This window comes from Sulfurifustis variabilis, from assembly GCF_002355415.1.
Lineage (GTDB): Bacteria > Pseudomonadota > Gammaproteobacteria > Acidiferrobacterales > Sulfurifustaceae > Sulfurifustis > Sulfurifustis variabilis.
Genome location: NZ_AP014936.1, coordinates 468,315 through 488,570, shown reverse-complemented (window position 1 = coordinate 488,570; position 20,256 = coordinate 468,315). Strand labels below are relative to the sequence as shown.

General features: G+C 67.3%; 18 protein-coding genes. 8 read left to right on the top strand and 10 right to left on the bottom strand.

What is annotated here, in order from left to right; translation table 11 throughout:
* Positions 1-15: 15 nt before the first annotated feature.
* Complete coding sequence (mutM, locus tag SVA_RS02385) at positions 16-831, top strand: bifunctional DNA-formamidopyrimidine glycosylase/DNA-(apurinic or apyrimidinic site) lyase (RefSeq protein ID WP_096458276.1); 816 nt, start codon at positions 16-18, stop codon at positions 829-831.
* Positions 832-972: 141 nt separating this feature from the next.
* The gene (locus tag SVA_RS02380) at positions 973-2,946 is read left to right on the top strand and encodes a dynamin family protein (RefSeq protein ID WP_096458273.1); all 1,974 of its coding nucleotides are present in this window, start codon (positions 973-975) and stop codon (positions 2,944-2,946) included.
* On the opposite strand, the gene ggt is transcribed toward SVA_RS02380, so the two are convergent.
* From ggt to SVA_RS02350, 6 genes are all read right to left on the bottom strand, one after another.
* A complete protein-coding gene (ggt, locus tag SVA_RS02375; RefSeq protein ID WP_096458270.1) occupies positions 2,926-4,641 on the bottom strand; it encodes a gamma-glutamyltransferase in 1,716 nt (571 codons plus the stop codon). The genes SVA_RS02380 and ggt overlap by 21 nt on opposite strands.
* 82 nt (positions 4,642-4,723) lie before the next feature.
* Positions 4,724-4,984 (bottom strand): YfhL family 4Fe-4S dicluster ferredoxin, encoded by a 261-nt coding sequence (locus tag SVA_RS02370; RefSeq protein ID WP_096458267.1) that lies wholly within the window; start codon positions 4,982-4,984, stop codon positions 4,724-4,726.
* 42 nt (positions 4,985-5,026) lie between these two features.
* Positions 5,027-5,506 carry a pantetheine-phosphate adenylyltransferase gene (coaD, locus tag SVA_RS02365; protein WP_096458264.1) on the bottom strand — a complete coding sequence of 160 codons (480 nt, stop codon included), beginning with the start codon at positions 5,504-5,506 and terminating at the stop codon, positions 5,027-5,029.
* 16 nt (positions 5,507-5,522) lie between these two features.
* Positions 5,523-6,155, bottom strand: coding sequence for a 16S rRNA (guanine(966)-N(2))-methyltransferase RsmD (gene rsmD / locus SVA_RS02360; protein ID WP_197703337.1), 633 nt, complete (start codon positions 6,153-6,155; stop codon positions 5,523-5,525).
* On the bottom strand, positions 6,142-7,449 hold the full coding sequence (locus SVA_RS02355) for a M16 family metallopeptidase (RefSeq protein WP_096458261.1): 1,308 nt from the start codon (positions 7,447-7,449) through the stop codon (positions 6,142-6,144). The genes rsmD and SVA_RS02355 overlap by 14 nt, the downstream gene beginning before the upstream one ends.
* Entirely contained in the window at positions 7,439-8,851 is a 1,413-nt protein-coding gene (locus tag SVA_RS02350; RefSeq protein WP_096458258.1) for a M16 family metallopeptidase, read from the bottom strand. The genes SVA_RS02355 and SVA_RS02350 overlap by 11 nt, the downstream gene beginning before the upstream one ends.
* Before the next feature lie 65 nt (positions 8,852-8,916).
* On the opposite strand from SVA_RS02350, the gene ftsY reads away from it, so the two are divergent.
* The 5 genes from ftsY (at position 8,917) to SVA_RS02325 (ending at position 14,329) form a co-directional block, all read left to right on the top strand.
* Positions 8,917-9,882, top strand: a complete 966-nt coding sequence (ftsY, locus tag SVA_RS02345) for a signal recognition particle-docking protein FtsY (RefSeq protein WP_096458255.1) — start codon at positions 8,917-8,919, stop codon at positions 9,880-9,882.
* Entirely contained in the window at positions 9,879-10,610 is a 732-nt protein-coding gene (ftsE, locus tag SVA_RS02340; protein ID WP_096458252.1) for a cell division ATP-binding protein FtsE, read from the top strand. The genes ftsY and ftsE overlap by 4 nt, the downstream gene beginning before the upstream one ends.
* Complete coding sequence (gene ftsX, locus SVA_RS02335) at positions 10,607-11,530, top strand: permease-like cell division protein FtsX (RefSeq protein ID WP_096458249.1); 924 nt, start codon at positions 10,607-10,609, stop codon at positions 11,528-11,530. The genes ftsE and ftsX overlap by 4 nt, the downstream gene beginning before the upstream one ends.
* A 115-nt stretch (positions 11,531-11,645) precedes the next feature.
* Positions 11,646-12,500 (top strand): RNA polymerase sigma factor RpoH, encoded by an 855-nt coding sequence (gene rpoH, locus SVA_RS02330; protein WP_096458246.1) that lies wholly within the window; start codon positions 11,646-11,648, stop codon positions 12,498-12,500.
* A gap of 323 nt (positions 12,501-12,823) precedes the next feature.
* Positions 12,824-14,329: a bifunctional serine/threonine-protein kinase/universal stress protein gene (locus SVA_RS02325; protein WP_096458243.1), complete on the top strand. Its 1,506-nt coding sequence runs from the start codon at positions 12,824-12,826 to the stop codon at positions 14,327-14,329.
* Here the strand turns inward: SVA_RS02325 and SVA_RS02320 are convergent.
* Together SVA_RS02320 and SVA_RS02315 are read right to left on the bottom strand one after the other, a co-directional pair.
* Positions 14,326-15,066, bottom strand: coding sequence for a metallophosphoesterase family protein (locus SVA_RS02320; protein WP_096458240.1), 741 nt, complete (start codon positions 15,064-15,066; stop codon positions 14,326-14,328). The genes SVA_RS02325 and SVA_RS02320 overlap by 4 nt on opposite strands.
* Before the next feature lie 109 nt (positions 15,067-15,175).
* The gene (locus SVA_RS02315) at positions 15,176-15,532 is read right to left on the bottom strand and encodes a hypothetical protein (protein ID WP_148665355.1); all 357 of its coding nucleotides are present in this window, start codon (positions 15,530-15,532) and stop codon (positions 15,176-15,178) included.
* A gap of 154 nt (positions 15,533-15,686) precedes the next feature.
* Here SVA_RS02315 and SVA_RS02310 point away from each other — a divergent pair, with 154 nt between their 5' ends.
* Entirely contained in the window at positions 15,687-17,174 is a 1,488-nt protein-coding gene (locus tag SVA_RS02310) for an AAA family ATPase (protein ID WP_096458234.1), read from the top strand.
* Here SVA_RS02310 and SVA_RS02305 read toward each other — a convergent pair.
* A complete protein-coding gene (locus SVA_RS02305) occupies positions 17,171-19,336 on the bottom strand; it encodes a YgiQ family radical SAM protein (protein WP_096458231.1) in 2,166 nt (721 codons plus the stop codon). The two genes, SVA_RS02310 and SVA_RS02305, sit on opposite strands and share 4 nt — an antisense overlap.
* A 122-nt stretch (positions 19,337-19,458) precedes the next feature.
* Positions 19,459-20,256: an IclR family transcriptional regulator gene (locus SVA_RS02300; RefSeq protein WP_096458228.1), complete on the bottom strand. Its 798-nt coding sequence runs from the start codon at positions 20,254-20,256 to the stop codon at positions 19,459-19,461.

Below are 20,256 nucleotides of genomic sequence, written 5' to 3'. Positions count from 1 at the left end.
GCTTACCCTTCGTTCATGCCCGAGCTGCCCGAGGTAGAGACCACCCGCCGGGGGATCGAGCCGTTCGTCCTCGGCCGCCGCGTGGTACGCCTGCTGGTGCGCAACCCCCGGCTGCGGTGGCGCGTACCGGCCGTCCTCGGCCGGGAACTGGCCGGGGAAACCATTCGGGCGGTTTCGCGGCGCGCCAAGTACCTGCTCATCGTCACCGGGGCGGGAACCGTCATCCTGCATCTCGGCATGTCGGGGAGCCTGCGCGTCGTGCCGGCCACGGACCCGCCCGGCAAGTTCGATCACGTCGACATCGTTCTGGACGACGGCCGGTGCCTGAGGCTTCGCGACCCGCGACGGTTCGGAGCGGTGCTCTGGACGCGTGCCGCGCCCCTATCCCACAAACTGCTCGCGCACCTCGGCCCCGAGCCGTTCGATGCCGCCTTCTCCGGCGCGTACCTTCACCGCGCGACCCGGAATCGCGCCCGCGCGATTCGTGACTTCCTGCTCGATTCCCGCATGGTCGCCGGCATCGGGAACATCTACGCCAACGAGGCGCTGCATGCCGCCGGTATCCGCCCCACCCGCGCGGCCGGCCGCCTGACACGCGCCGACTGCGATGCGCTCGCCCGCACGCTTCGGGCGACCCTCGAACGTGCGATCCGCGCCGGCGGCACCACCTTGCGCGATTTTCGTGCGAGCGACGGCAACCCCGGCTACTTTCAGCTTTCGCTCGCGGTCTACGGGAGGGAAGGCGAGCCTTGTCTCCGCTGCGGGACGGCGATCCGTCTGCGTCGCCTGGGCAGCCGCTCCGCGTTCTACTGTCCGAAGTGTCAGGCCTAGACTAGACTTCGAGGGGTATTGGCCGAGTCGGCAAGGCCCAGGGACCGCAGCACATCCCCGCGCCCCGGGCCGCCGCCTCGCCGTGCCGCCGATGGCACGGTTTCTGCTTAAAAACAGGAATTTACAAGGAAGGCCACTCGAATGAATCCAGCGGGTCTCGAGCAGCACTTCGAGCAGTACAGCGGCTGGCGCCAGAAGCTGGCGGGCGGCGTCGCCGATCTCCGCGCCTGGCTGCAGTCGCAGGAGCTGTCGGACACGCAGGTGGACCAGCGCCTCGACGAGGTGTTGTCCACGCTTCGGGACGACAAGCTCTACATCGCCTTCGTGGCGGAGTTCTCCCGCGGCAAGTCGGAGCTCATCAACGCGATCTTCTTCGCCGGTTTCGGCGCCCGCATGCTGCCTTCGAGCGCCGGGCGCACGACCATGTGCCCGACCGAGCTGCTGCACGAGCCCAACCGACCCCCCGAGCTCCGGCTGCTCCCCATCGAGACGCGCAAGAGCGGCACCACGATCGCCGAGTTCCGCGGCTTCCCTGACGAGTGGAAAGCGGTGCCGCTCGACACCCGATCGCCCGAGGCCATGGCGAAGGCGCTCGCTCACATTACCGAGGTGAAACACGTCGATCGCGAGGCGGCGCAATCCCTTGCGCTGCACATCGCCGAGGACGAAACCCAGCCGGGCATGCGTATCGCCGACGACGGGAAGGTCGAGATCCCGATGTGGCGCCACGCGATCATCAACCTGCCGCATCCCCTGCTCGACGGCGGCATGGTGATTCTCGACACCCCGGGTTTGAACGCCCTCGGCAGCGAGCCCGAGCTCACGCTCAACCTCCTGCCCAGCGCGCACGCCGTACTCTTCATCCTGGCCGCGGACGCCGGCGTGACCAAGACGGACATCCAGGTGTGGCACGACCACATCGGCATCCGCAAGGACGGCGGCAACAAGGGTCGCCTCGTGGTGTTGAACAAGATCGATGGTCTCTGGGACGAGCTGCGCGACTGGAACGAGGTCAACCGCGAGATCGAGCGCCAGATCCGGGAGACCGCGCAGACCCTCGGCATTCCCGAGGCGAACGTGTACCCGGTCTCGGCGCAGAAGGCGCTGCTCGGCAAGATCAAGGGGGACGAGGAGGTGCTCGCGAAGAGTCGCATCCGCGCGCTCGAGCAGGCGTTGGCGAACGAGATCCTGCCCGCGAAACGCGAGATCGTGCGCGACAACATCCGCGACGACATGGAGTTCGCCATCGGCAGCATGCGCGCGCTCCTCGCGCAGCGGCGGCAGGGCGTGCACGAGCACCTGGGCGAGCTGAAGGGTCTGACCGGGAAGAATTTCGACGTGATCGAGCATATGATGAGCAAGGTCAAGACCGACAAGGAGGTGTTCGAGAAGAGCCTGCAGCGGTTTCAGGCCACCCGCAGCATCTTCTCGCAGCAGACCAACGTGCTGTACGCGCACCTCAACATGAAGAACCTCGATACGCTCATCGCCCAGACCAAGCGCGACATGGAGATCAGCATGACCACCGCGGGCCTCCGCGGAGCGATGGACAACTTCTTCGTACAGGCGCACAAGATCATGGAGGCCGCCGCGACGCAGGCGGGCGAGATCAAGGACATGATGGCGGGCGTGTACCGCAAGTTCCAGGAGGAATACGGGCTGGCGAACGTCAAGCCGAACGCCTTCTCGGTGACGCGTTACCTGCGGGAGATCAAGCGCCTCGAGGGCAAGCACGAGCAGTTCGTGAAAGGCCTTTCGCTCGTTTTCACGGAGCAGCAGGTGCTGACGCGCAAGTTCTTCGAGTCGTCGGTCGCCAAAGTGCGCGCGATCTACCGCATGGCGAACCGCGACGCCGACGCCTGGCTCAAGACCATCATGTCGCCCATGGAGTCGCAGGTGCGGGAGCACCAGATCCTGCTGCGCCGACGGCTCGAGTCGATCAAGCGGATCCACAAGGCCACAGACACGCTCGAGGACCGGATCACCGAGCTGGAACAGATCCGCGAGGGCATCAACGAGCAGGAGCGGGCGCTCGAGCAGCGCGTGGGCGAGCTCGGCGTCCTGCTCGATCTCGCCCCGGCCGCGGCCGGCCGCTCAGCGGCTGCGGCGTCCTGATTCCCCGGACCTGACCGCTCCAGCCCAGACGGCCCCCTCCCCGCGCGGATCGGCTGCCGCCATCGCCCGGCCCGTGCGCCGGTCCCAGGCGACGATCTGCATGTTGCCGTAGCCTCCCTCGACGGCACGCAGCCGATGACCGAACCGCGCAAGCGCGCTTCGGGTGTCGGGTTCGAATGCGCCCGGTTCGTGCTCGATCACGTCGGGCAGGTACTGGTGATGAAAGCGGGGCCGGGCGACCCAGTCGGCGGGACCGCCGCGGCCGTGGAGCACGTCCAGCGTCGCGAGCAGCACCATCGATACGATACGGCTGCCTCCCGGCGTGCCCAGCACGGCAACCGTGTCTCGCGTCTCGACGAATGTCGGCGTCATGCTCGATAGCGGGCGCTTTCCGGGTGCGATGCCGTTCGCTTCGCTGCCGACCAGGCCGTAGGTGTTGGGCAGACCGGGGGCCGTCGCGAAGTCGTCCATCTCGTTGTTCAGCAGGACGCCCGTTCCCGGCGGGACAAACGCGGAACCGAACGGCGTGTTGATGCTGAGCGTCGCGGCCACGCGGTTGCCCTGCGTATCGATCACCGAAAGGTGCGTGGTATGCGTCCCGGCGCCGGGCACGGGGATGCTGCCCAACCGCTCGCTCGGAGTGACGCGGCGCCGGTCGATCCCCGCTCGCATGCGTCCGATGTATGCAGGAGCGAGAAGGCCCTGGGTCACTCCCGCTTCGAGAAAATCGGGATCACCCAGGTGATGCGCGCGGTCGCGGAACGCCCGGCGCATCGCCTCGACCAGGATGTGGGCGCGGGTTGCATCATCGAGGCCCTCCAGCTCGAAACCCTCGAGCACTCCGAGCACCTGCAGCAGAGCGACGCCCCCGGCCGAAGGCGGCGGCGCCGTCACGACTCGTTGCCCCCGGTAGCGGGCCTCGAGCGGCTCACGCTCGATGACGCGGTAATCCTCGAGGTCCTTCGCCCTCCAGATCCCGCCGCCCGCCCGCACACCGGCGACCAGGCGTCGCCCGACCTCTCCCCCATAGAACCCGCGTGCACCGTCGCGCGCCATGGCCTTCAGCGTTCGCGCGAGATCCGCCTGCACGATGCGCTCGCCGGGCTCGGGCACGAACCCCCCGGGAACGAAAATGTCGCCTGCAGCCGGATGCGAGCGCAGCGCGTCCTGGCGCTGCTCCGCCATCCGTCGGTAGCGCGGCGTGACGGCGAACCCGTCGGTGGCCAGCGCGATCGCGGGGGCGAGGGTGCGCTCGAGCGGCAACGACCCGTAACGGCGGGCAAGGTGCTCCAGCGCGGCCGGCACACCCGGAATACCCGCCGCCAGCGGCCCATCCAGCGAGGCCCGGGGAACGGGCCGGCCCTGCGCATCGAGGTACATGTCCCGGCGCGCCGCCGCGGGCGCGCGCTCGCGCGCATCCAGCACCACGTCCTTGCGCTCGCGCGCGCGATGCAGGAGGAAAAATCCGCCGCCACCAAGGCCTGACGAATAGGGCTCGACCACCGCGAGCGCGGCGGCCACCGCGACGGCCGCGTCGAACGCGTTGCCGCCCGCCTCGATGATCTCCCGTCCCGCCGCGGTCGCTGCCGGGTGCGCGGACGCCACCGCCGCCTCACGCGGGCGCCGCTCGGCCGCATCGGCGAAAGGGGTGAAGACGAGGATCGCGACGAGGAAAAGGCGGGACGGCACACGCATCGGCCGAGCATAGCGAGCGTGCGCGAAGACGGGCAAGCAACAAAAAAGGCGGCCTGGGCCGCCTTTCAGAAACCCGTCGCGGTCAGACCGCGGTCGCTTGACCGCTCAGGGCGAGGTACTTCCGCTGCAACTGGTCCTTGGTCTCGCGATGATCGGGGTCCGGGAGGATGCAGTCGACCGGACAGACCTCGACACATTGCGACGTGTTGAAATGCCCGACACATTCCGTACACAGGTTCGGATCGATCCGGTAGTACTCTTCGCCTTGCGAAATTGCGCCGTTCGGGCATTCCGGCTCGCACACGTCGCAGTTGATGCACTCGTCGGTGATGTAGAGAGCCATCGCGAAACCTACAAAATTTAAGGGAAAAGAAGCAGTTACATTCTATCCGAATTTGCCCTTAAGAGCAGCCGCGATGCGGGGGTGGACGAAGGCGGAGACGTCGCCCCCGAGGCTTGCGACCTCCTTCACCAGCGACGCCGAGATGAACATTTCCTGCTCCGAGGGCGCCATGAACACCGTTTCGATTTCGGGGGCGAGGCGGCGGTTCATGCCCGCCAGCTGGAACTCGAATTCGAAGTCGGATACGGCGCGCAGGCCACGCAGGATCACCTGCGCGCCCTGCGCGCGCACGAGATCGATGAGCAGGTTGCCGAACCCGATGACGCGCACGCGCTCGACCCCGGAAAGCGCCACGCGCGCTAGCTCGACACGCTCGTCGAGCGCGAAGAGCGGCTGCTTCTTCGGATTGGCCGCCACGGCGAGCACGACCTCGTCGAACAGCCGTAGCGCACGACGCACGAGGTCCGTATGGCCGTTCGTGATCGGATCGAAGGTGCCCGGGTAGAGCGCGCTGACCTTCATGGCCGAAGTATACCCACTACCCGTCGACGTAGCTTGCGGTCGCCGTCGCGAGGTGATAGCCCACCTGCCCCGCCGTGCCGCTCCTGCGCAGCAACCACCCACCGGGGAGCGGCAGATCCTTCAAGGTGCGCGGCGCCTCGACGTAGATCAGCGCCTGGTCCTTGAGCCAGCGACTCCGGGACAAGCGATTGGCACAGTCGGCGATCATGGCGGACGCAATCGTGAAGGGTGGATCGATGAACACGATGTCGAACGGTTCCGGTCGCCCGGCGAGGTATTCCAGCGCATCCATGCACCGCACCTCGGCGCCCTCGGCCGCAAGCCGCGCGACATTGTCGCGCAGGTGCTCCGCCACCGCCGGCGAGCGCTCGACCATGACGACGCGCGCCGCCCCGCGCGAGAGCGCCTCGAGGCACAGCGCGCCGGTGCCCGCAAAGAGGTCCAGGCAGTGGGCGCCTTCTATGCGCGGGGCCAGCCAATTGAACAACGTCTCGCGGACGCGATCGGGGGTCGGCCGCAGGCCCTCTGCTACGGGCACCGGCAGCCGTCGGCGGCGAAAACGGCCGCCGATGATGCGAATCTGGCCGGGATACGCGCGCGTCCGATCGCGCCCGGCCGCGCCGCCGGGCCGCCGCCTAGCGCGGCCCACCGACGACGACCGTCACAAGCGCCTGCGGGTTCACGTTCCGCTCGAAGGCGTCGCGAACCTGCTCGGCGGTGACGGCCTCGACCCGCGGGATGAAGGCCTCCAGGTAATCGAGCGGGAGCCCGTAGAAGCCGATGACCGCCAGGTTGTCGGCGATTTTCTTGTTGCTGTCGAGACGCAGCGGAAAGCTGCCGGTCAGGTGCTTCTTGGCCGCCTCCAGCTCCTGCGCGCTCGGCCCCTCCGCCACGAATAGCTCGAGCACTTTCCGCACGACCCGAAGCGCCTCGTCTCGCTGGGCGTTCTTGGTCTGAAGGCCGAGCACGAACGGCCCGGGCTCGCGCATCGCGAGGAAGTAGCTGTAGACGCTGTAGGCGTAGCCGCGCTTCTCGCGGATCTCGTCGGCGAGGCGCGACACCAGCCCACCGCCGCCCAGCGTGTAGTTGCCGACGATGAGCGGGAAGTAGTCGGGGTGGTCACGCGCAATCCCGGGTTGGCCCAGCCGAATGTGCGACTGTTGCGCCGGGAAGTCGATCGCCCGGCGGTTCGGCTTGGAGCGGGCGGGGACCGGCGGCAGGGGCGGCGCCGGCTCACCGCGCGGCAGATCGCCGAGGACGCGGCGGGCAATGTCTTTCGCCTGGGCGGTGCTGACGTCGCCGACGATCGCGAGCCACGCGTTGGCACCCGTGTAGTAGCGCGCGTGATGCGCCACGAGATCGTCGCGACGGATGGCCCGCACGGTATCGGGCGTGCCGTACGGGTGACGCGCGTACGGATGATCCCCGTACAATGCCCGCCAGAACGCCTTCTCGACGATGGCATCGGGCTGTTGCTCGTCGCGCTGAAGGCCGACCAGTGCGCGGGCGCGCTCGCGCTCCAGCGCGTCCTCCGGGAAAGCGGGCTTGGCAACGACCTTGGCGAGCAGGTCGAGCGCGGGATCGAGCAACTTTTCATCGGAAAGCGAGCGCAATTCCACGACCGCCATGTCACGCTCGGCGCTGGTGCCGAATTCAGCGCCCAGGCGCTCGAACCCGAGCGCGATCTCGTCGGCATTCAGGCCGCCCGCGCCCTGGCTGAGCATTCCGTTCGTGAAGACGCCGACGCCGCCCTTGCCCTCCGGATCGCGACTGCTCGCCGCGTCGAACACAAACCGAAGCTGAACGAGGGGCAACTCGGCGGTCCGCACGAAATAGACACGGGCGCCGTTTTCGAGCGTCCAGTGCTCGATCTTCGGCGTGCCGACCGCGGTCGCGCTCGCCGCGACCAGCGCGAACGCGACGATGTAACGGCTAGCGCGCATGGCCGACCCCCTGCCGCGCGGCGGGGCGCGGGGCGTCCCGTCCGGCGGTCGACCGCATCGGCTCGAGCACTGCGGTAGTCGAATTTTCCTCGGTCAGATACTTGCGCGCGACTTCCATGACCTGCTCCGGGGTGACCGCGTTGAAGCGCTCCACACGCTCCTCGATGAGGTCGAGATCGAGGTCGGCCATGGCGAGTCGGCCGAGCTCCATCGCCTGATAGAACACCGAGTCGCGCGCGTAGACGTCACCGGCCACGACCTGCGCTTTCACGCGCTTCAGTTCGGCCTCGGAGACAGGCTCCTTCCGCAGGCGATGAATCTGGGCGCGCAGTGCCGCCTCGAGCTCTTCGGGAGTGCGATCGGCCGCGGGCGTGCCCCCGAAGAGGAGCATCGTGGGCGAGCGCGAGATCGAGCTGTACTGCGTGCTGATGCCGGCGGCGATCCGCTCCTCGCGGATCAGCTCGCGCTCGAAGCGTGCACTGTCGCCGCCGTCGAGCACGCCGGTGAGAACGGACAGTGCGTACGGCTCCCAGGGCGCCTGGCCCTTGGGCCGTTGACCGTCCGGCTGGTGCACCGGTACGTGGAACCCCAGCAGCAGGTACGGGACCTGCGCAGGGGCCTTTACGGTCGTGCGCCGGGGCTCGATCTGCGGCGGCTCGCGCGGGACCGGCGGACGGTCGACGGCGCGTTTCGGAATGGGACCGAAGTGCCGCTTCGCGAGCGCGACGACCTCCTTCGGCTTCACGTCTCCCACGACGACGAGCGTCGCATTGTTCGGCGTGTACCAGCGCTCGTACCACGCGCGCAGGTCCTCGGGCGTGATGCGTCCGAGATCTTCCATCCAGCCGATGACCGGGTGGCGGTACGGATGCACCTGGTACGCCTGGTTCATGAATTGCTCGTAGGTCAGCGCCTCGGGCTGATCCTCCGTACGCAAACGGCGCTCCTCCATCACGACCTGGACCTCCTTGCGTACTTCCTCCGGATCGAGCTTGAGGTTTCTCATGCGGTCCGCCTCGAGCTCGAAGGAGATCGGGAGACGCGACTTTTCGAGCTGCTGGAAGTACGCCGTGTAGTCGTAGCTCGTGAAGGCGTTCTCGCGACCGCCGTGCTCGGCGATGATGCGCGAGAACTCGTTCGGCTTCAGCTTCTCGGTGCCCTTGAACATCATGTGTTCGAGCACGTGCGAAATGCCGGTGAGCCCCTTGGGCTCGTCCATGCTGCCCACCCTGTACCAGACCATCGTCACCACCACCGGCGAGCGGTGATCTTCCTTCACGATCACCCGCATCCCGTTGTCCAGCGTGGTGTCGTGGATGTCACGGGCGCAACCGGCGACGAGAAGCACGGCGAAGAGGATCGACGCGACCGCGAGGTTGCGCGCGCTGGGTGTCGGAAACATGGGGGTACCTTTTATAATGACGGCCATAGGATAACCGATCGGTTTGACGCGGGTAACAAATCCGGATGACCACGAACCAAGGCGCCACGACCGGCGAGACGAAGCGCACCGGCTTCTTCTCGCGCCTGAAGAGCCGCCTCGTCAAGACGCAGCGCGCGCTCGGCGACGGTCTCGGCGATCTCCTGCTCGGGAAGCGAACGCTCGACCAGGATCTGCTCGACGAGATCGAAACGGCCCTCCTCGCCGCAGACGTGGGCGCCGAGACGACGGAGCTCCTTATCCGGGATCTTACGGGACGCCTGAGGCGCCGGGAGCTGACCGAGGCGCGCGCCGCATACCGCCAGCTAAGACAGGACATGCTGGACATCGTTCGGCCCGTCGCCCGCCCGCTCGTCGTGCCGGCGGGCACGCGTCCCTACGTCGTCATGGTGGTCGGCGTGAACGGCGTGGGCAAGACCACGACCATCGGCAAGGTGGGTCGGCGCCTGAAGGAATCCGGCAATAGCGTGATGCTGGCCGCAGGCGACACGTTTCGGGCCGCGGCGATCGAACAACTCAAGGTCTGGGGAGAGCGCATCGACGCGCCGGTGATCGCCCAACACACCGGGGCGGACGCGGCCGCGGTTGCGCACGACGCCATGCACGCGGCCCGCGCCCGCGGCGTCGACGTGCTCATCGTCGATACCGCCGGGCGGCAGCACACGCACGGCGGGCTCATGGACGAGCTGCGCAAGATCAAGCGCGTCATCGCCAAGAGCGATCCCTCGGCGCCGCACGAGGTGCTCATGGTGCTCGATGCCGGCACGGGGCAGAACGCGCTTTCGCAACTCAAGCACTTCGGAGATGCGGTGGGCGTGACGGGGATCGCGCTGACCAAGCTCGACGGCACGGCCAAGGGCGGAATCCTGATCGCGATCGCGCGGCAGTCGGCGCTTCCCATCCGATTCATCGGCGTCGGCGAAGACGTCGACGATCTGCAGCCGTTCAGCGCCGAGGACTACGTCGACGCCCTGCTGCCCGAACCCGCGTGATCGAATTTTCCCACGTATCCAAGCGCTACCCGGGCGAATACGACGCGCTCCGCGACGTGAGTTTTCGCGTCGAGCGGGGCGAGATGGTGTTCATCACCGGGCACTCGGGCGCCGGCAAGACGACGCTTCTCAAGCTCCTCAGCCTCATCGAGCGACCGACCCGCGGACAGGCGCTCGTGAACGGCAAGAATCTGTCCAGAGTCACCACCTGGCGCATCCCTTACTACCGCCGTCACCTCGGCATCGTATTTCAGAACTACAAGCTCCTGTCCGACCGCACGGTATACGACAACGTCGCCCTCCCGCTCGTCGTCTCGGGTGTCGAAGAGCGCGAGATCGGCAAGCGGGTGCGCGCGGCGCTCGACAAGGTCGGCCTGCTCGACAAGGAGCGGCTGTATCCGGTGGTGCTCTCGGGCGGCGAACAGCAGCGGGTGGGCATAGCGCGCGCGATCGTGCACAAACCGGCGCTTTTGCTCGCCGACGAACCGACCGGCAACCTCGACGCCATGCTTTCGGACGAGCTGCTCGACCTCTTCCTGGACTTCAACCGCCACGGCGTTACGGTGCTGATCGCGACTCACGACCTGCGGCTCATCGGGCGCGCCGGACGCCGGGTGCTCATGCTGAGGCGCGGTGAGCTGGTGGAGGACACGGGACCGGCCCCGCCGCTGGCGGCGCTTCAGCTCGCGGCAGGCGACCCCCTGCTGCGGGCGAAGAGGGACGCGTGATCGGACGGGCGCGAACGTATCTGCTGCGTCACGCGCAGGTGGCGGTTGCCACCCTCGGCGCGCTCGCGCGCTCGCCGGTCGCATCCGCCATGACCGTCGCCGTCATCGGCATCACACTCGCTCTTCCCACCGGCCTCTACCTCGTCATCCACAACCTCGAACGCGTGACTCGCGGCGTCGATCCCGGTGGGCAAGTCTCGCTGTTCCTGAAGCACGAGGTGAGCGACGCCGTCGCCGAACGCCTCGTCGAGCGCGTCAGGAAGCTGCGCGGAGTGGCGCGGGTCGAGTACGTCTCGCGCGCGCAGGCTCTCGCGGAATTCAAGCGGCTCTCCGGATTCGGGGAAACCCTCTCCGCGCTGGGCGGCAACCCGCTGCCCGCGGTCGTCGTCGTGCATCCCTTCGCCGGCGCACGGCCGGCCGAGATCGAAGGGCTCCTCGCCGAGCTCGGCCGGCTCGAGCCGGTCGAATCGGCCCAGCTGGATCTCGAATGGGTGCGCCGGCTGCACGCCATGCTTGCCATCGCGCAGCGTGCCACCGGCATGCTCGCCGGGCTCCTCGGTCTCGCGGTGCTGCTGACCGTCGGCAACACGATTCGCCTCGCCATCCTGAACCGGCAGGAGGAGATCGAGGTGATCAAGCTCGTGGGCGGCACCAACGGATTCATCCGGCGACCGTTCCTCTATGCCGGGGCCCTCCAGGGCCTGCTCGGCGCCCTGACCGCGTGGGCCATCCTCAACCTCGGTCTCCTGTCCCTCAGAGAACCCATTCGGGAGCTATCCACGCTCTACGGGAGCGAGTTCGCGCTGGCCGGGCTCGATCTCGCCGCCTCCGCAACCTTGCTGGCGGTCGGATGCGTGCTCGGTTGGCTGGGATCCCGGTTCGCCGTCGGTCGCCATCTGCGGGCCATAGAACCAAGGTAATTACTTGATTGGCAATGCCGTTTTCTGGGGAACTCCTGCCTTTTTTGGCACTCTCATTGGTCGAGTGCTAATATCCGGTGCCGGGAAGGACCGGGCTTGAATGGGAGGTTTCCGAATGACTCAAACGCTGCCTGTCGCGATCCATCTCAGCCCCGAACGCGGGCTGGCTGCGTACGTACGCGCGGTCAATGCGCTGCCGGTGCTGAGCGCCGAGCAGGAGATCAAGCTCGCCCGGCGCTACCGCCGGGACAACGACCTGGATGCGGCGCGCGAGCTCGTCCTCGCCAACCTGCGCTACGTCGTGCGGATCGCCAAAGGTTTCGGCGGTTACGGACTGCCGCAGGCCGATCTGATCCAGGAAGGCAATATCGGGCTGATGAAGGCGGTGAAGCATTTCGATCCGGTGCGAAAAGTGCGGCTGATGTCCTTCGCGGTTCACTGGATCCGGGCGGAGATCTACGACTACATCCTGCGCAACTGGCGGATCGTGAAGATCGCCACCACCAAGGCGCAGCGCAAACTGTTCTTCAACCTGCGCAAGTCGCGCGCCCGCCTGGGGTGGATGAACCGCGGGGAGGTCGATTCGCTGGCGGAGGACCTCGCGGTCGCACCGGCCACCGTACAGGAGATGGAGTCGCGCATGGCCGGTGCCGACGTCCCGTTCGATGGCGACCCCGATCAGGACGACGATGCGTTTACGCCGGCACCCGCCGGTTATCTGCAGGACATGCGCTACAACCCCGAGGTGTTGGTCGCCAGGGTGGATGACGAATCCGCACGGGAGGAACAGCTGAAGGCGGCCCTTGCGTCGCTGGACACGCGGAGCCGGGACATCATCCGGCGCCGGTGGCTCGAAGAGCACAAGCCGACGCTGCACGAGCTGGCCCGGGAGTACGGTATCTCGGCCGAGCGCGTGCGCCAGATCGAGGCCAAGGCGCTCACGACCATGAAAGACACGCTGGCTGCCTGACCGGCGGCGCGCAAGCGCATGCACAAGGACCTCCGCACGGAGGTCCTTTTTTGTTGCCGCACACGATCCCCGATTGAGGCCTGACATTCCGCGACAGCGAGTGGCGGTTTCCCGGGTAGCCCCCCTGCGACCGGAAACCGGTTTTCCCCGCTGCAGCGCGGCGTTAGGCGCGATACCTAGAATGGCACGGCCTGTGCTTTTTCCTTGCTCCCAAAACCGGCATCGAGAATCCGATCCCGATCACCGAAGACTGAGCGCGCTGCGTGTCGACTTCCGCGGGAACCGACACGCGCCAGGGCGGCGTGGCGCCAGAACCGTGAACCATGTCCGCAACGCGCCCCGAGACGACCGCCCGACGCCCGCAGCCGAGCGCTTCCCTGTGCCTGGTCTCGGGCGAGCTCCAGCCCAATAGCGTCGTCGACGGCATGACGGTCGAGCGCAAGATCGGGGAGGGCGCGATGGCCAGTCTCTACCTGGTCCGTAGCGATGCCGGCGAGCCACTTGTCATCAAGGTTCCCTGCCATTCGCTGCAAGCGGATCCCGTCAGCCTGGTCGCCTTCGAGAACGAGCTTCGTCTGGCGCCGTACCTTCAGGAATTTCCTTACGCTTACATGCCGCGCATTCGCCGGGAGGGGTCCGGCGACTATCTGGTCATGGACTACATCCAAGGCGTCGACCTCTGGTCCTATCTCAAAGAACACGGCTGCCTGGCCGAGCTCGAAGCGATCGCGCTGGCGAAAAAAATCGTTCGTGCCACGGCCGAGCTGCACAAGCGACGCATCGTGCATCTCGATCTCAAGCTCTCGAATGTGATGATCACCCCGGCGCGCGAGGTGCGGCTGATCGACTTCGGGCTCGCCAACCACCTCGATCTCCCGGACCTCATCCACGAATCGTTTCGCGAGCCAAAGGGCACGCCGGCCTACATCGCGCCGGAACAGTTCATCGGGATCCGCGACGAGCCGCGCAGCGACATCTTCTCGGTCGGAACCATGCTCTTCGAGATGACCACGGGAAAGCTGCCTTTTCCCGATGCCCAGACGCCGCTCGACGTCATCCGCCGGATCAAGCGCGCCCCGTGCTCGCCATGCAGGCTCAATCCGGCCTTGAGCAGCCGCTTCGAGGCCCTCGTACTCAGATGTCTTGCAGCCAACCCGGAAGATCGCTTCGCGACCATGGACGCGCTCTACCGCGAACTCGACAATTGGGCGCCCCCGGAGACCCCGACGTCCCGCGGTGTGGAGCGCGAGTCTTGGATGCGGCGCCTGACCCGCCTGCCCTCCCGATGGACCGAAGGCCTCCTGTCCCGGACCGACCACTTCACGCCACTGCGGCGGTGGGCGGAGAACCGCTGTGCCAGCGCGGCAAGGCCGTTCCGGATGATGGCCGCCCTTGCGCTGCGCGGTGACCGTCACCAGGAGGCGGTGAACGTCGAGATCCTGCGCCAGGCGTTTCAGATGGCGCGACTGCGACCTTCGTTCGTTTCCGTCATGACGGTGGTGCAGGTGGACGTGGGAATGGCATCAGGAGAGAAAGCCGACGAGATCCTGAACGAGCATCTCATCAAGGCGAGGAGAGCGCTCGCCCTGCTCGTCGGCAAAGTGGAAAAGCACGGTACCCCGTTCGGGATCAACGTCGTTACCGGAAACGTGGTGGACGCCGTCCGCGAGTTCGCGAACGATTACCGGATCGACCTGGTCGTGATCGGGTGCCGACCGCGCCGATCATTCCCCGGGTTCGGTCAGGGCCGAACTGGGCAGAAGATCCTCGCCTCGGTCAAGCGCAGCGTTCTTGCGGTGCAGACGAGAGACGCGACCGTCGCGAGCTAATGACCGCGGGACAAGCGGTCCGCAAAGAAAGGATCGAAGCCCGCCGCCCGGATCTTTGCAGCAGCCGCCGCGTGATCGTACGCCACGCGATGAAAGGTGACCGTGCGGGCATTATCGTCATGCATCGCGAAGCAAGCGGCGCTGTTTCCATCGCGCGGCTGCCCCACCGAACCCACGTTCACGACGTACGCGTTTCCCGGTGCCAGGACAAGCGGCGCGCCCTCGGCCGCGTCCATCTCCGTCGTGACCCCGCCGGCACCGCGACAGAAAATCGTCGGTACATGTCCGTGCCCGATGAACACGAGGGACGTACGCGCTGCTCGAAGACAGGCTTCCGCCTGCCGGACGTTGCGCAGATACTCCCAGTCGTGCGGATGCCGGGCCGATGCGTGAACGTACGTGACGTCCTTTTCCGCGTGCACGTAGGGCAGCGAGCGCAAATACTCCAGGTGCTCCGGGCGCAGCCGCCGGCGCGCCCACTCCCGCGTGTGTCGAACGAAGGGGTTCGGAACCGCCTCCTTGCCGAAGACGATGATGCTCTCATCGTGATTGCCGAGAACCGCGATCAGACCGGGAAGCGACAAGACCAGGTCGAGGGTCGCGACCGGATCGGCGCCGTAGCCCACGAAATCGCCGAGGCACGCGAAGCGCTCCACTCCCTGTTGCCGGGCCAACCGGCAGCACGCTTCCAGCGCCTCGAGGTTGCTGTGGATGTCCGAAAGGACGGCGATTTTCATCAAGACCCGGGTTGGGGATTGGCGGCTTCTCGTACGACTTTAGATGACGGTCGGTTATTTTCTAGCCGCTGCGGAGTCTGCGTGCGGACGAAAAAACAGGTTGCCGCGGCTACGATCGCCCCGGAGGCGGCGTCACGATGTCCCGCGCGGCCGCTTCGACCGCAGCGGCCTCGCGTTCATAGCGGTTGCGCACATAGCCGGCCCGAGCGAGCTCTGCGACGTACCGGAACCAGAAGCGGACGGGATCGGCGAGGAACTGGGCGACATGGACCGCCTCATGGCAGACCAGCGCGCGGTCCGAGTCGTCCTTCACGAGAATCACCGTACCCAGCGCGAGTCCGCGGAAATCGCGCCACCACCACGGCCAGCGCTGCACGACACAACCCGGCGCATCGCGTCCGGTCGCTTCCCGGAAGACCTCTTTCTCAGCGGCGGAGAGCAGGCGCACGCGATCTCGCACGGACATGGACCCGGGCGCGCGAACGGGCTGCCGGGTTACGCGTCATAAACAGCCTCCAGAGTAGCATGCCAGGAGACCGCGCCGTGACTTGCCGGCCGTGCGTCGAACGGCTTTACTCCCTGATACGCACCGCTCGACGGCACTCTCTTCGACCACGATCTTGAACGACCAGCGCGACCTCGAAGTCATCCTTCGCTCACGGTTCCCCATCGTGGTGGTGGAAACACACGAAGAGACGCGCCTTCTCGGACTGCTCGAGCGAATCGCGCGGCTCGATCAGTCCGCCCTCTTCGCCTGGTCCGTCGCCGACGGATTGCGGCGCCGCGACAAGACCCTGGGCGGCCCCGTTCCCATGACCAACGAGCCGACGGCCGTATTGCGGCACGTGGCCGCCACGCCGCAGAACGGCATCTACGTCCTGCTCGACTTCCATCCGTACCTCTCCGACCCGGTCAACGTTCGCCTGCTCAAGGAGATCGCGCTGGGCTACGAGAAGACGGCACGCACGGTGGTCCTCGTCAGTCACGAGCTCTCGCCGCCGCCCGAGCTGCAGCGGCACGTCGCGCGCTTCCTGCTTTCGATTCCCGATCAGGCGGCGATCCGCGCGATGATCAGCGAGGAGATCCAGCTGTGGCGCGCGACGCACGGGGGCGGCGCCCTGAAGGGCGACCGCGAGGCGGTCGAGCTCATGGTCCAGCATTTGAGCGGCATGTTCGCCGAGGACGCCCGGCGCCTGATCCGACAGGCGATCCACGACGATCACGCGCTCGACCGTGCGGATCTCGACCGGATCGTCCGGGCCAAACACGAGCTGCTGGGTCGCGAGGGCGTACTCAGCTTCGAGCGCGACACGTCGACGTTCGACGAGGTCGCCGGCCTGGCGAACCTGAAGCGCTGGCTGGGCCAGCGGCGGGCGGCGTTCGTCGGTGACGGCAAGGCGGTCGGTCTCGAGGCGCCGAAGGGCGTCCTTCTGATCGGCGTGCAGGGCTGCGGCAAGAGTCTCGCCGCCAAGGCCGTAGCCGGCAGCTGGGGTGTCCCCCTCCTGCGGCTCGATTTCGGCGCGCTTTACGATCGATGGCTCGGCCAGACCGAACGCAACCTGCGGGAGTCGCTGAGGGTCGCGGATGCCATGGCGCCATGCGTGCTCTGGACCGACGAGCTGGAGAAGGGCATCGCGGCAGACGGCCCGGAGAGCGACGGCGGCGTGTCGAAACGCACCCTCGGCGCCCTGCTCACGTGGATGGCCGAGCGCAAAGCGCGCGTCTTTCTCGTCGCGACAGCGAACGACATTGGCGCCCTTCCTCCGGAGCTGGTGCGCAAGGGCCGCTTCGACGAGATTTTCTTCGTGGACCTGCCGGGCGCCGACGCGCGCGCGGAGATCCTGCGCATCCACCTGCGGCGGCGGGCACAGGACCCCGGCCGGTTCGATCTGCCCGAACTGGTCGCGGCCTGTGACGGATTTTCGGGGGCCGAGATCGAGCAAGCCGTGGTCGCCGCCCTCTACGAGGCGCGTGCGGAAGACCGCGCGCTGGGCACGGCCCACGTCCTCGACGAGATGCGCCGCACGCGGCCACTCTCGCAGGTGATGGGCGAAAAGATCGAGGCGCTGCGGCGCTGGGCCGCCGAGCGCACCGTGCGCGCCGACTAGCTCGCGCGGCGCCGGCCGCGGCCACGGCGATCCGCCGTTCCGCCCTTGGGCGTAGCCGGCGTACGGGGCGGTCGGGTGTGCTGTGTGCGGAAAGCCCCGGCCTTGGCCCGCGCGCCTTCGGGCCGCTCGCCGCTGCCGGGCGGCTGCCAGGCGGGCACGAGGCACTGCTTACCGGCGCCGATGAGATCCGCCCGTCCCATGCGGCGGAGCGCCTCCCGCAACATCGGCCAGTTGTTCGGATCGTGATAGCGCAGGAACGCCTTGTGCAGCCGGCGCTGGCCCATGCGCTTCGGGACGTAAACCTCTTCGGATGAGGTCGTCACCTTGCGCAGCGGATTCTTGCCCGTGTAGTACATCGCGGTCGCCGTGGCCATTGGCGAGGGCAGGAAGGCCTGCACCTGGTCCGCGCGAAAGCCGTTCCGCTTCAACCACAGCGCGAGATTCAGCATGTCCTGATCGGTGGTACCCGGATGTGCCGCGATGAAATACGGAATGAGGTACTGCTCCTTGCCCGCCGCCTTCGAGTACGTCTCGAAGAGCGCCTTGAAGCGGTCGTAGCTCCCGATTCCGGGCTTCATCATCTTCGCGAGGGGGCCCTGCTCGGTGTGCTCGGGCGCGATCTTGAGGTAGCCGCCCACATGGTGCGTCACCAGCTCTTTCACGTACTCGGGCGACTCGACCGCCAGGTCGTAACGCACGCCGGAGGCGATCAGCACCTTCTTGATCCCCGGGAGCTCGCGCACCCGCCGGTAGAGCCGGATGAGCGGCGCATGGTTGGTGCTCAAATTCTGGCAGATGCGCGGATACACGCACGAAGGCTTGCGGCACGCCGACTCGATCGCCTTGCTCCTGCAGTGCAGCCGGTACATGTTGGCCGTCGGGCCGCCGAGGTCGGAGATCACGCCGGTGAAACCGGGCACGGTATCGCGTACGGTCTCGATCTCACGGATGACCGAATCCTCCGAGCGGCTCTGGATCACGCGGCCCTCGTGCTCGGTGATCGAACAGAAGGTGCAGCCGCCGAAGCAGCCTCGCTGAATCGTGATCGAGAAGCGGATCATCTCGTACGCGGGGATCTTGGCCTTGCCGTAGGCGGGATGCGGCCGCCGCTGATAGGGCAGCTCGTAGATCGCGTCCATCTCCCTGGTGCCAAGGGGAATCGGCGGCGGGTTGAGCCAGACATCGCGATCGCCGTGGCGTTGCACCAGCGAGCGCGCGTTGCCCGGGTTGGACTCGACGTGCAGGACGCGCGAGGCGTGTGCATAGAGCACCCGATCGACCGCCACCTGCTCGTAAGCCGGCAGCCGAACCACCGTGCTCGCCGGGTCGGTCTTGGGGCAGGCGCGGCGGAACTGCACGACCTTCGGCTCGCCGGGCCCGGCCGCGGCGGCTGCGCGCAAGGCGTCTTCGGCTGCGTACGGATCGGCCGGCGGCTGGGCCGGACCGGGCGCGTCGACTTCCGTGGAATCGATCGCCGTCCAGCCCGGGGGCACACCCTTGCAGAGGAAGGCGGTGCCGCGCACGTCCCTTATCCCGCCGATCGGCTCGCCGGCCGCAAGCCGATGCGCAATCTCGGCGATCTGGCGCTCGCCGTTGCCGTAGACCAGGAGATCCGCCTTGGCGTCGACGAGCACCGACCGGCGGACCTTGTCCGACCAGTAATCGTAATGCGCGATACGCCGAAGCGACGCCTCGATACCGCCGATCACGATGGGGACCTCCGGGTACGCCTCCCGCGCCCGTTGCACGTAGACGATGACCGAGCGATCCGGCCGCTTGCCGGCCGCGCCGTCGGGCGTGTAGGCGTCGTCCGAGCGGATCTTCCGGTCGGCCGTGTAGCGATTGACCATCGAGTCCATGTTGCCGGCCGTGATGCCGAAGAAGAGATTCGGGCGGCCGAGCGCGCGAAACGGGGCAGCGCCGTGCCAGTCCGGCTGGCTGAGGATGCCGACGCGGAACCCCTGCGACTCCAGCAAGCGCCCGACAAGCGCCATGCCGAAGCTCGGGTGATCGACATAGGCATCGCCGGTGACGAGGATCACGTCACAGGCATCCCAGCCGAGCGCATCCATCTCGGCGCGCGACATCGGCAGGAACGGCGCCGGACCGAAGCGCTTGGCCCAGTACTTGCGATAGGAGAAGAGATCGCGCGCGGTTGGCATGGCGAAGGCCGGAGCGGAAGGCCGGCGGGCGAGTATAACCTATGCGTGCGACCGGCCCGGTGTCGCGGTTCGGAAGACCCTGGCTCGCGGAGGCGCTTGTCGTTTCGCCCGGGCGGAGCGCTTCAATTGGCCCGCTGCCGCTCGGGTGCGGTGCTGTCGTAACCCAGTCGCTCGGACAACCGGGCCGCTCCCTGCTGCAGGACCGATACCCACTCCAGCCGTCGGCGTTCGAGCGGTGCAGAGACGGACAAGGCAGCGACCACGCTCCCGCTTGCGTCGCGGACGGGCACCGCGATACACCCCACGCCTTGCTCGGCCTCTTCAGTGTCGAGCGCGTACCCCTGGCGGGCCGCCGCCGCAACCTCGCTCTCGAGACGCGCCGCGTCGGTGATGGTATTCGGCGTCAGCGCCCTGAGACCGCTTCGCGCCGCGTACTCGGCGCATCCCCTGGCCCCGCGCTCCGCAAGGAACAGCTTGCCTACCGCGGTGACGTGCAGCGGCGCGCGGCTGCCGATCACGTGCTCTACGCGCATAACCTTCCGGGTCGTGGCGCGCTCGACGTAGACGGCCTCGTCCCCCTCCGGCACGGTCAGGTTGACCGTCTCGTCCAGTTCGCCCCGGAGCCACTCGAGGACCGGCCGCGCTTCTTCGCGCAGGTCGAGCTCCCGATGGGTGCGGCCGCCCAGATGCAGCAGCTTCGACCCCAGACGGTAGCGCCCCACCCGATCCCGCTCGACCAGTCCGTGGCTCTCCAGCGAGGCCAGTATGCGGAACGCGGTCGAGGTATGCAGGCCCGTTTCGGCGGAGAGCAACTTGAGGCTGGCGGGCTCCCGATAGCGTGCAATCGCATCGAGCAGACTGACCAGGCGATCTATGACCTGGATAGACGCGTAAGACTTGGCCGCTTTCTGTATTTTCAT

Coding starts and splice junctions, on each gene's coding strand:
- mutM (WP_096458276.1), top strand. CDS start 16: ATGCCCGAGCTGCCCGAGGTAGAGACCACCCGCCGGGGGATCGAGCCG.
- SVA_RS02380 (WP_096458273.1), top strand. CDS start 973: ATGAATCCAGCGGGTCTCGAGCAGCACTTCGAGCAGTACAGCGGCTGG.
- ggt (WP_096458270.1), bottom strand. CDS start 4,641: ATGCGTGTGCCGTCCCGCCTTTTCCTCGTCGCGATCCTCGTCTTCACC.
- SVA_RS02370 (WP_096458267.1), bottom strand. CDS start 4,984: ATGGCTCTCTACATCACCGACGAGTGCATCAACTGCGACGTGTGCGAG.
- coaD (WP_096458264.1), bottom strand. CDS start 5,506: ATGAAGGTCAGCGCGCTCTACCCGGGCACCTTCGATCCGATCACGAAC.
- SVA_RS02355 (WP_096458261.1), bottom strand. CDS start 7,449: ATGCGCGCTAGCCGTTACATCGTCGCGTTCGCGCTGGTCGCGGCGAGC.
- SVA_RS02350 (WP_096458258.1), bottom strand. CDS start 8,851: ATGTTTCCGACACCCAGCGCGCGCAACCTCGCGGTCGCGTCGATCCTC.
- ftsY (WP_096458255.1), top strand. CDS start 8,917: ATGACCACGAACCAAGGCGCCACGACCGGCGAGACGAAGCGCACCGGC.
- rpoH (WP_096458246.1), top strand. CDS start 11,646: ATGACTCAAACGCTGCCTGTCGCGATCCATCTCAGCCCCGAACGCGGG.
- SVA_RS02325 (WP_096458243.1), top strand. CDS start 12,824: ATGTCCGCAACGCGCCCCGAGACGACCGCCCGACGCCCGCAGCCGAGC.
- SVA_RS02320 (WP_096458240.1), bottom strand. CDS start 15,066: ATGAAAATCGCCGTCCTTTCGGACATCCACAGCAACCTCGAGGCGCTG.
- SVA_RS02315 (WP_148665355.1), bottom strand. CDS start 15,532: ATGTCCGTGCGAGATCGCGTGCGCCTGCTCTCCGCCGCTGAGAAAGAG.
- SVA_RS02305 (WP_096458231.1), bottom strand. CDS start 19,336: ATGCCAACCGCGCGCGATCTCTTCTCCTATCGCAAGTACTGGGCCAAG.
- SVA_RS02300 (WP_096458228.1), bottom strand. CDS start 20,256: ATGAAAATACAGAAAGCGGCCAAGTCTTACGCGTCTATCCAGGTCATA.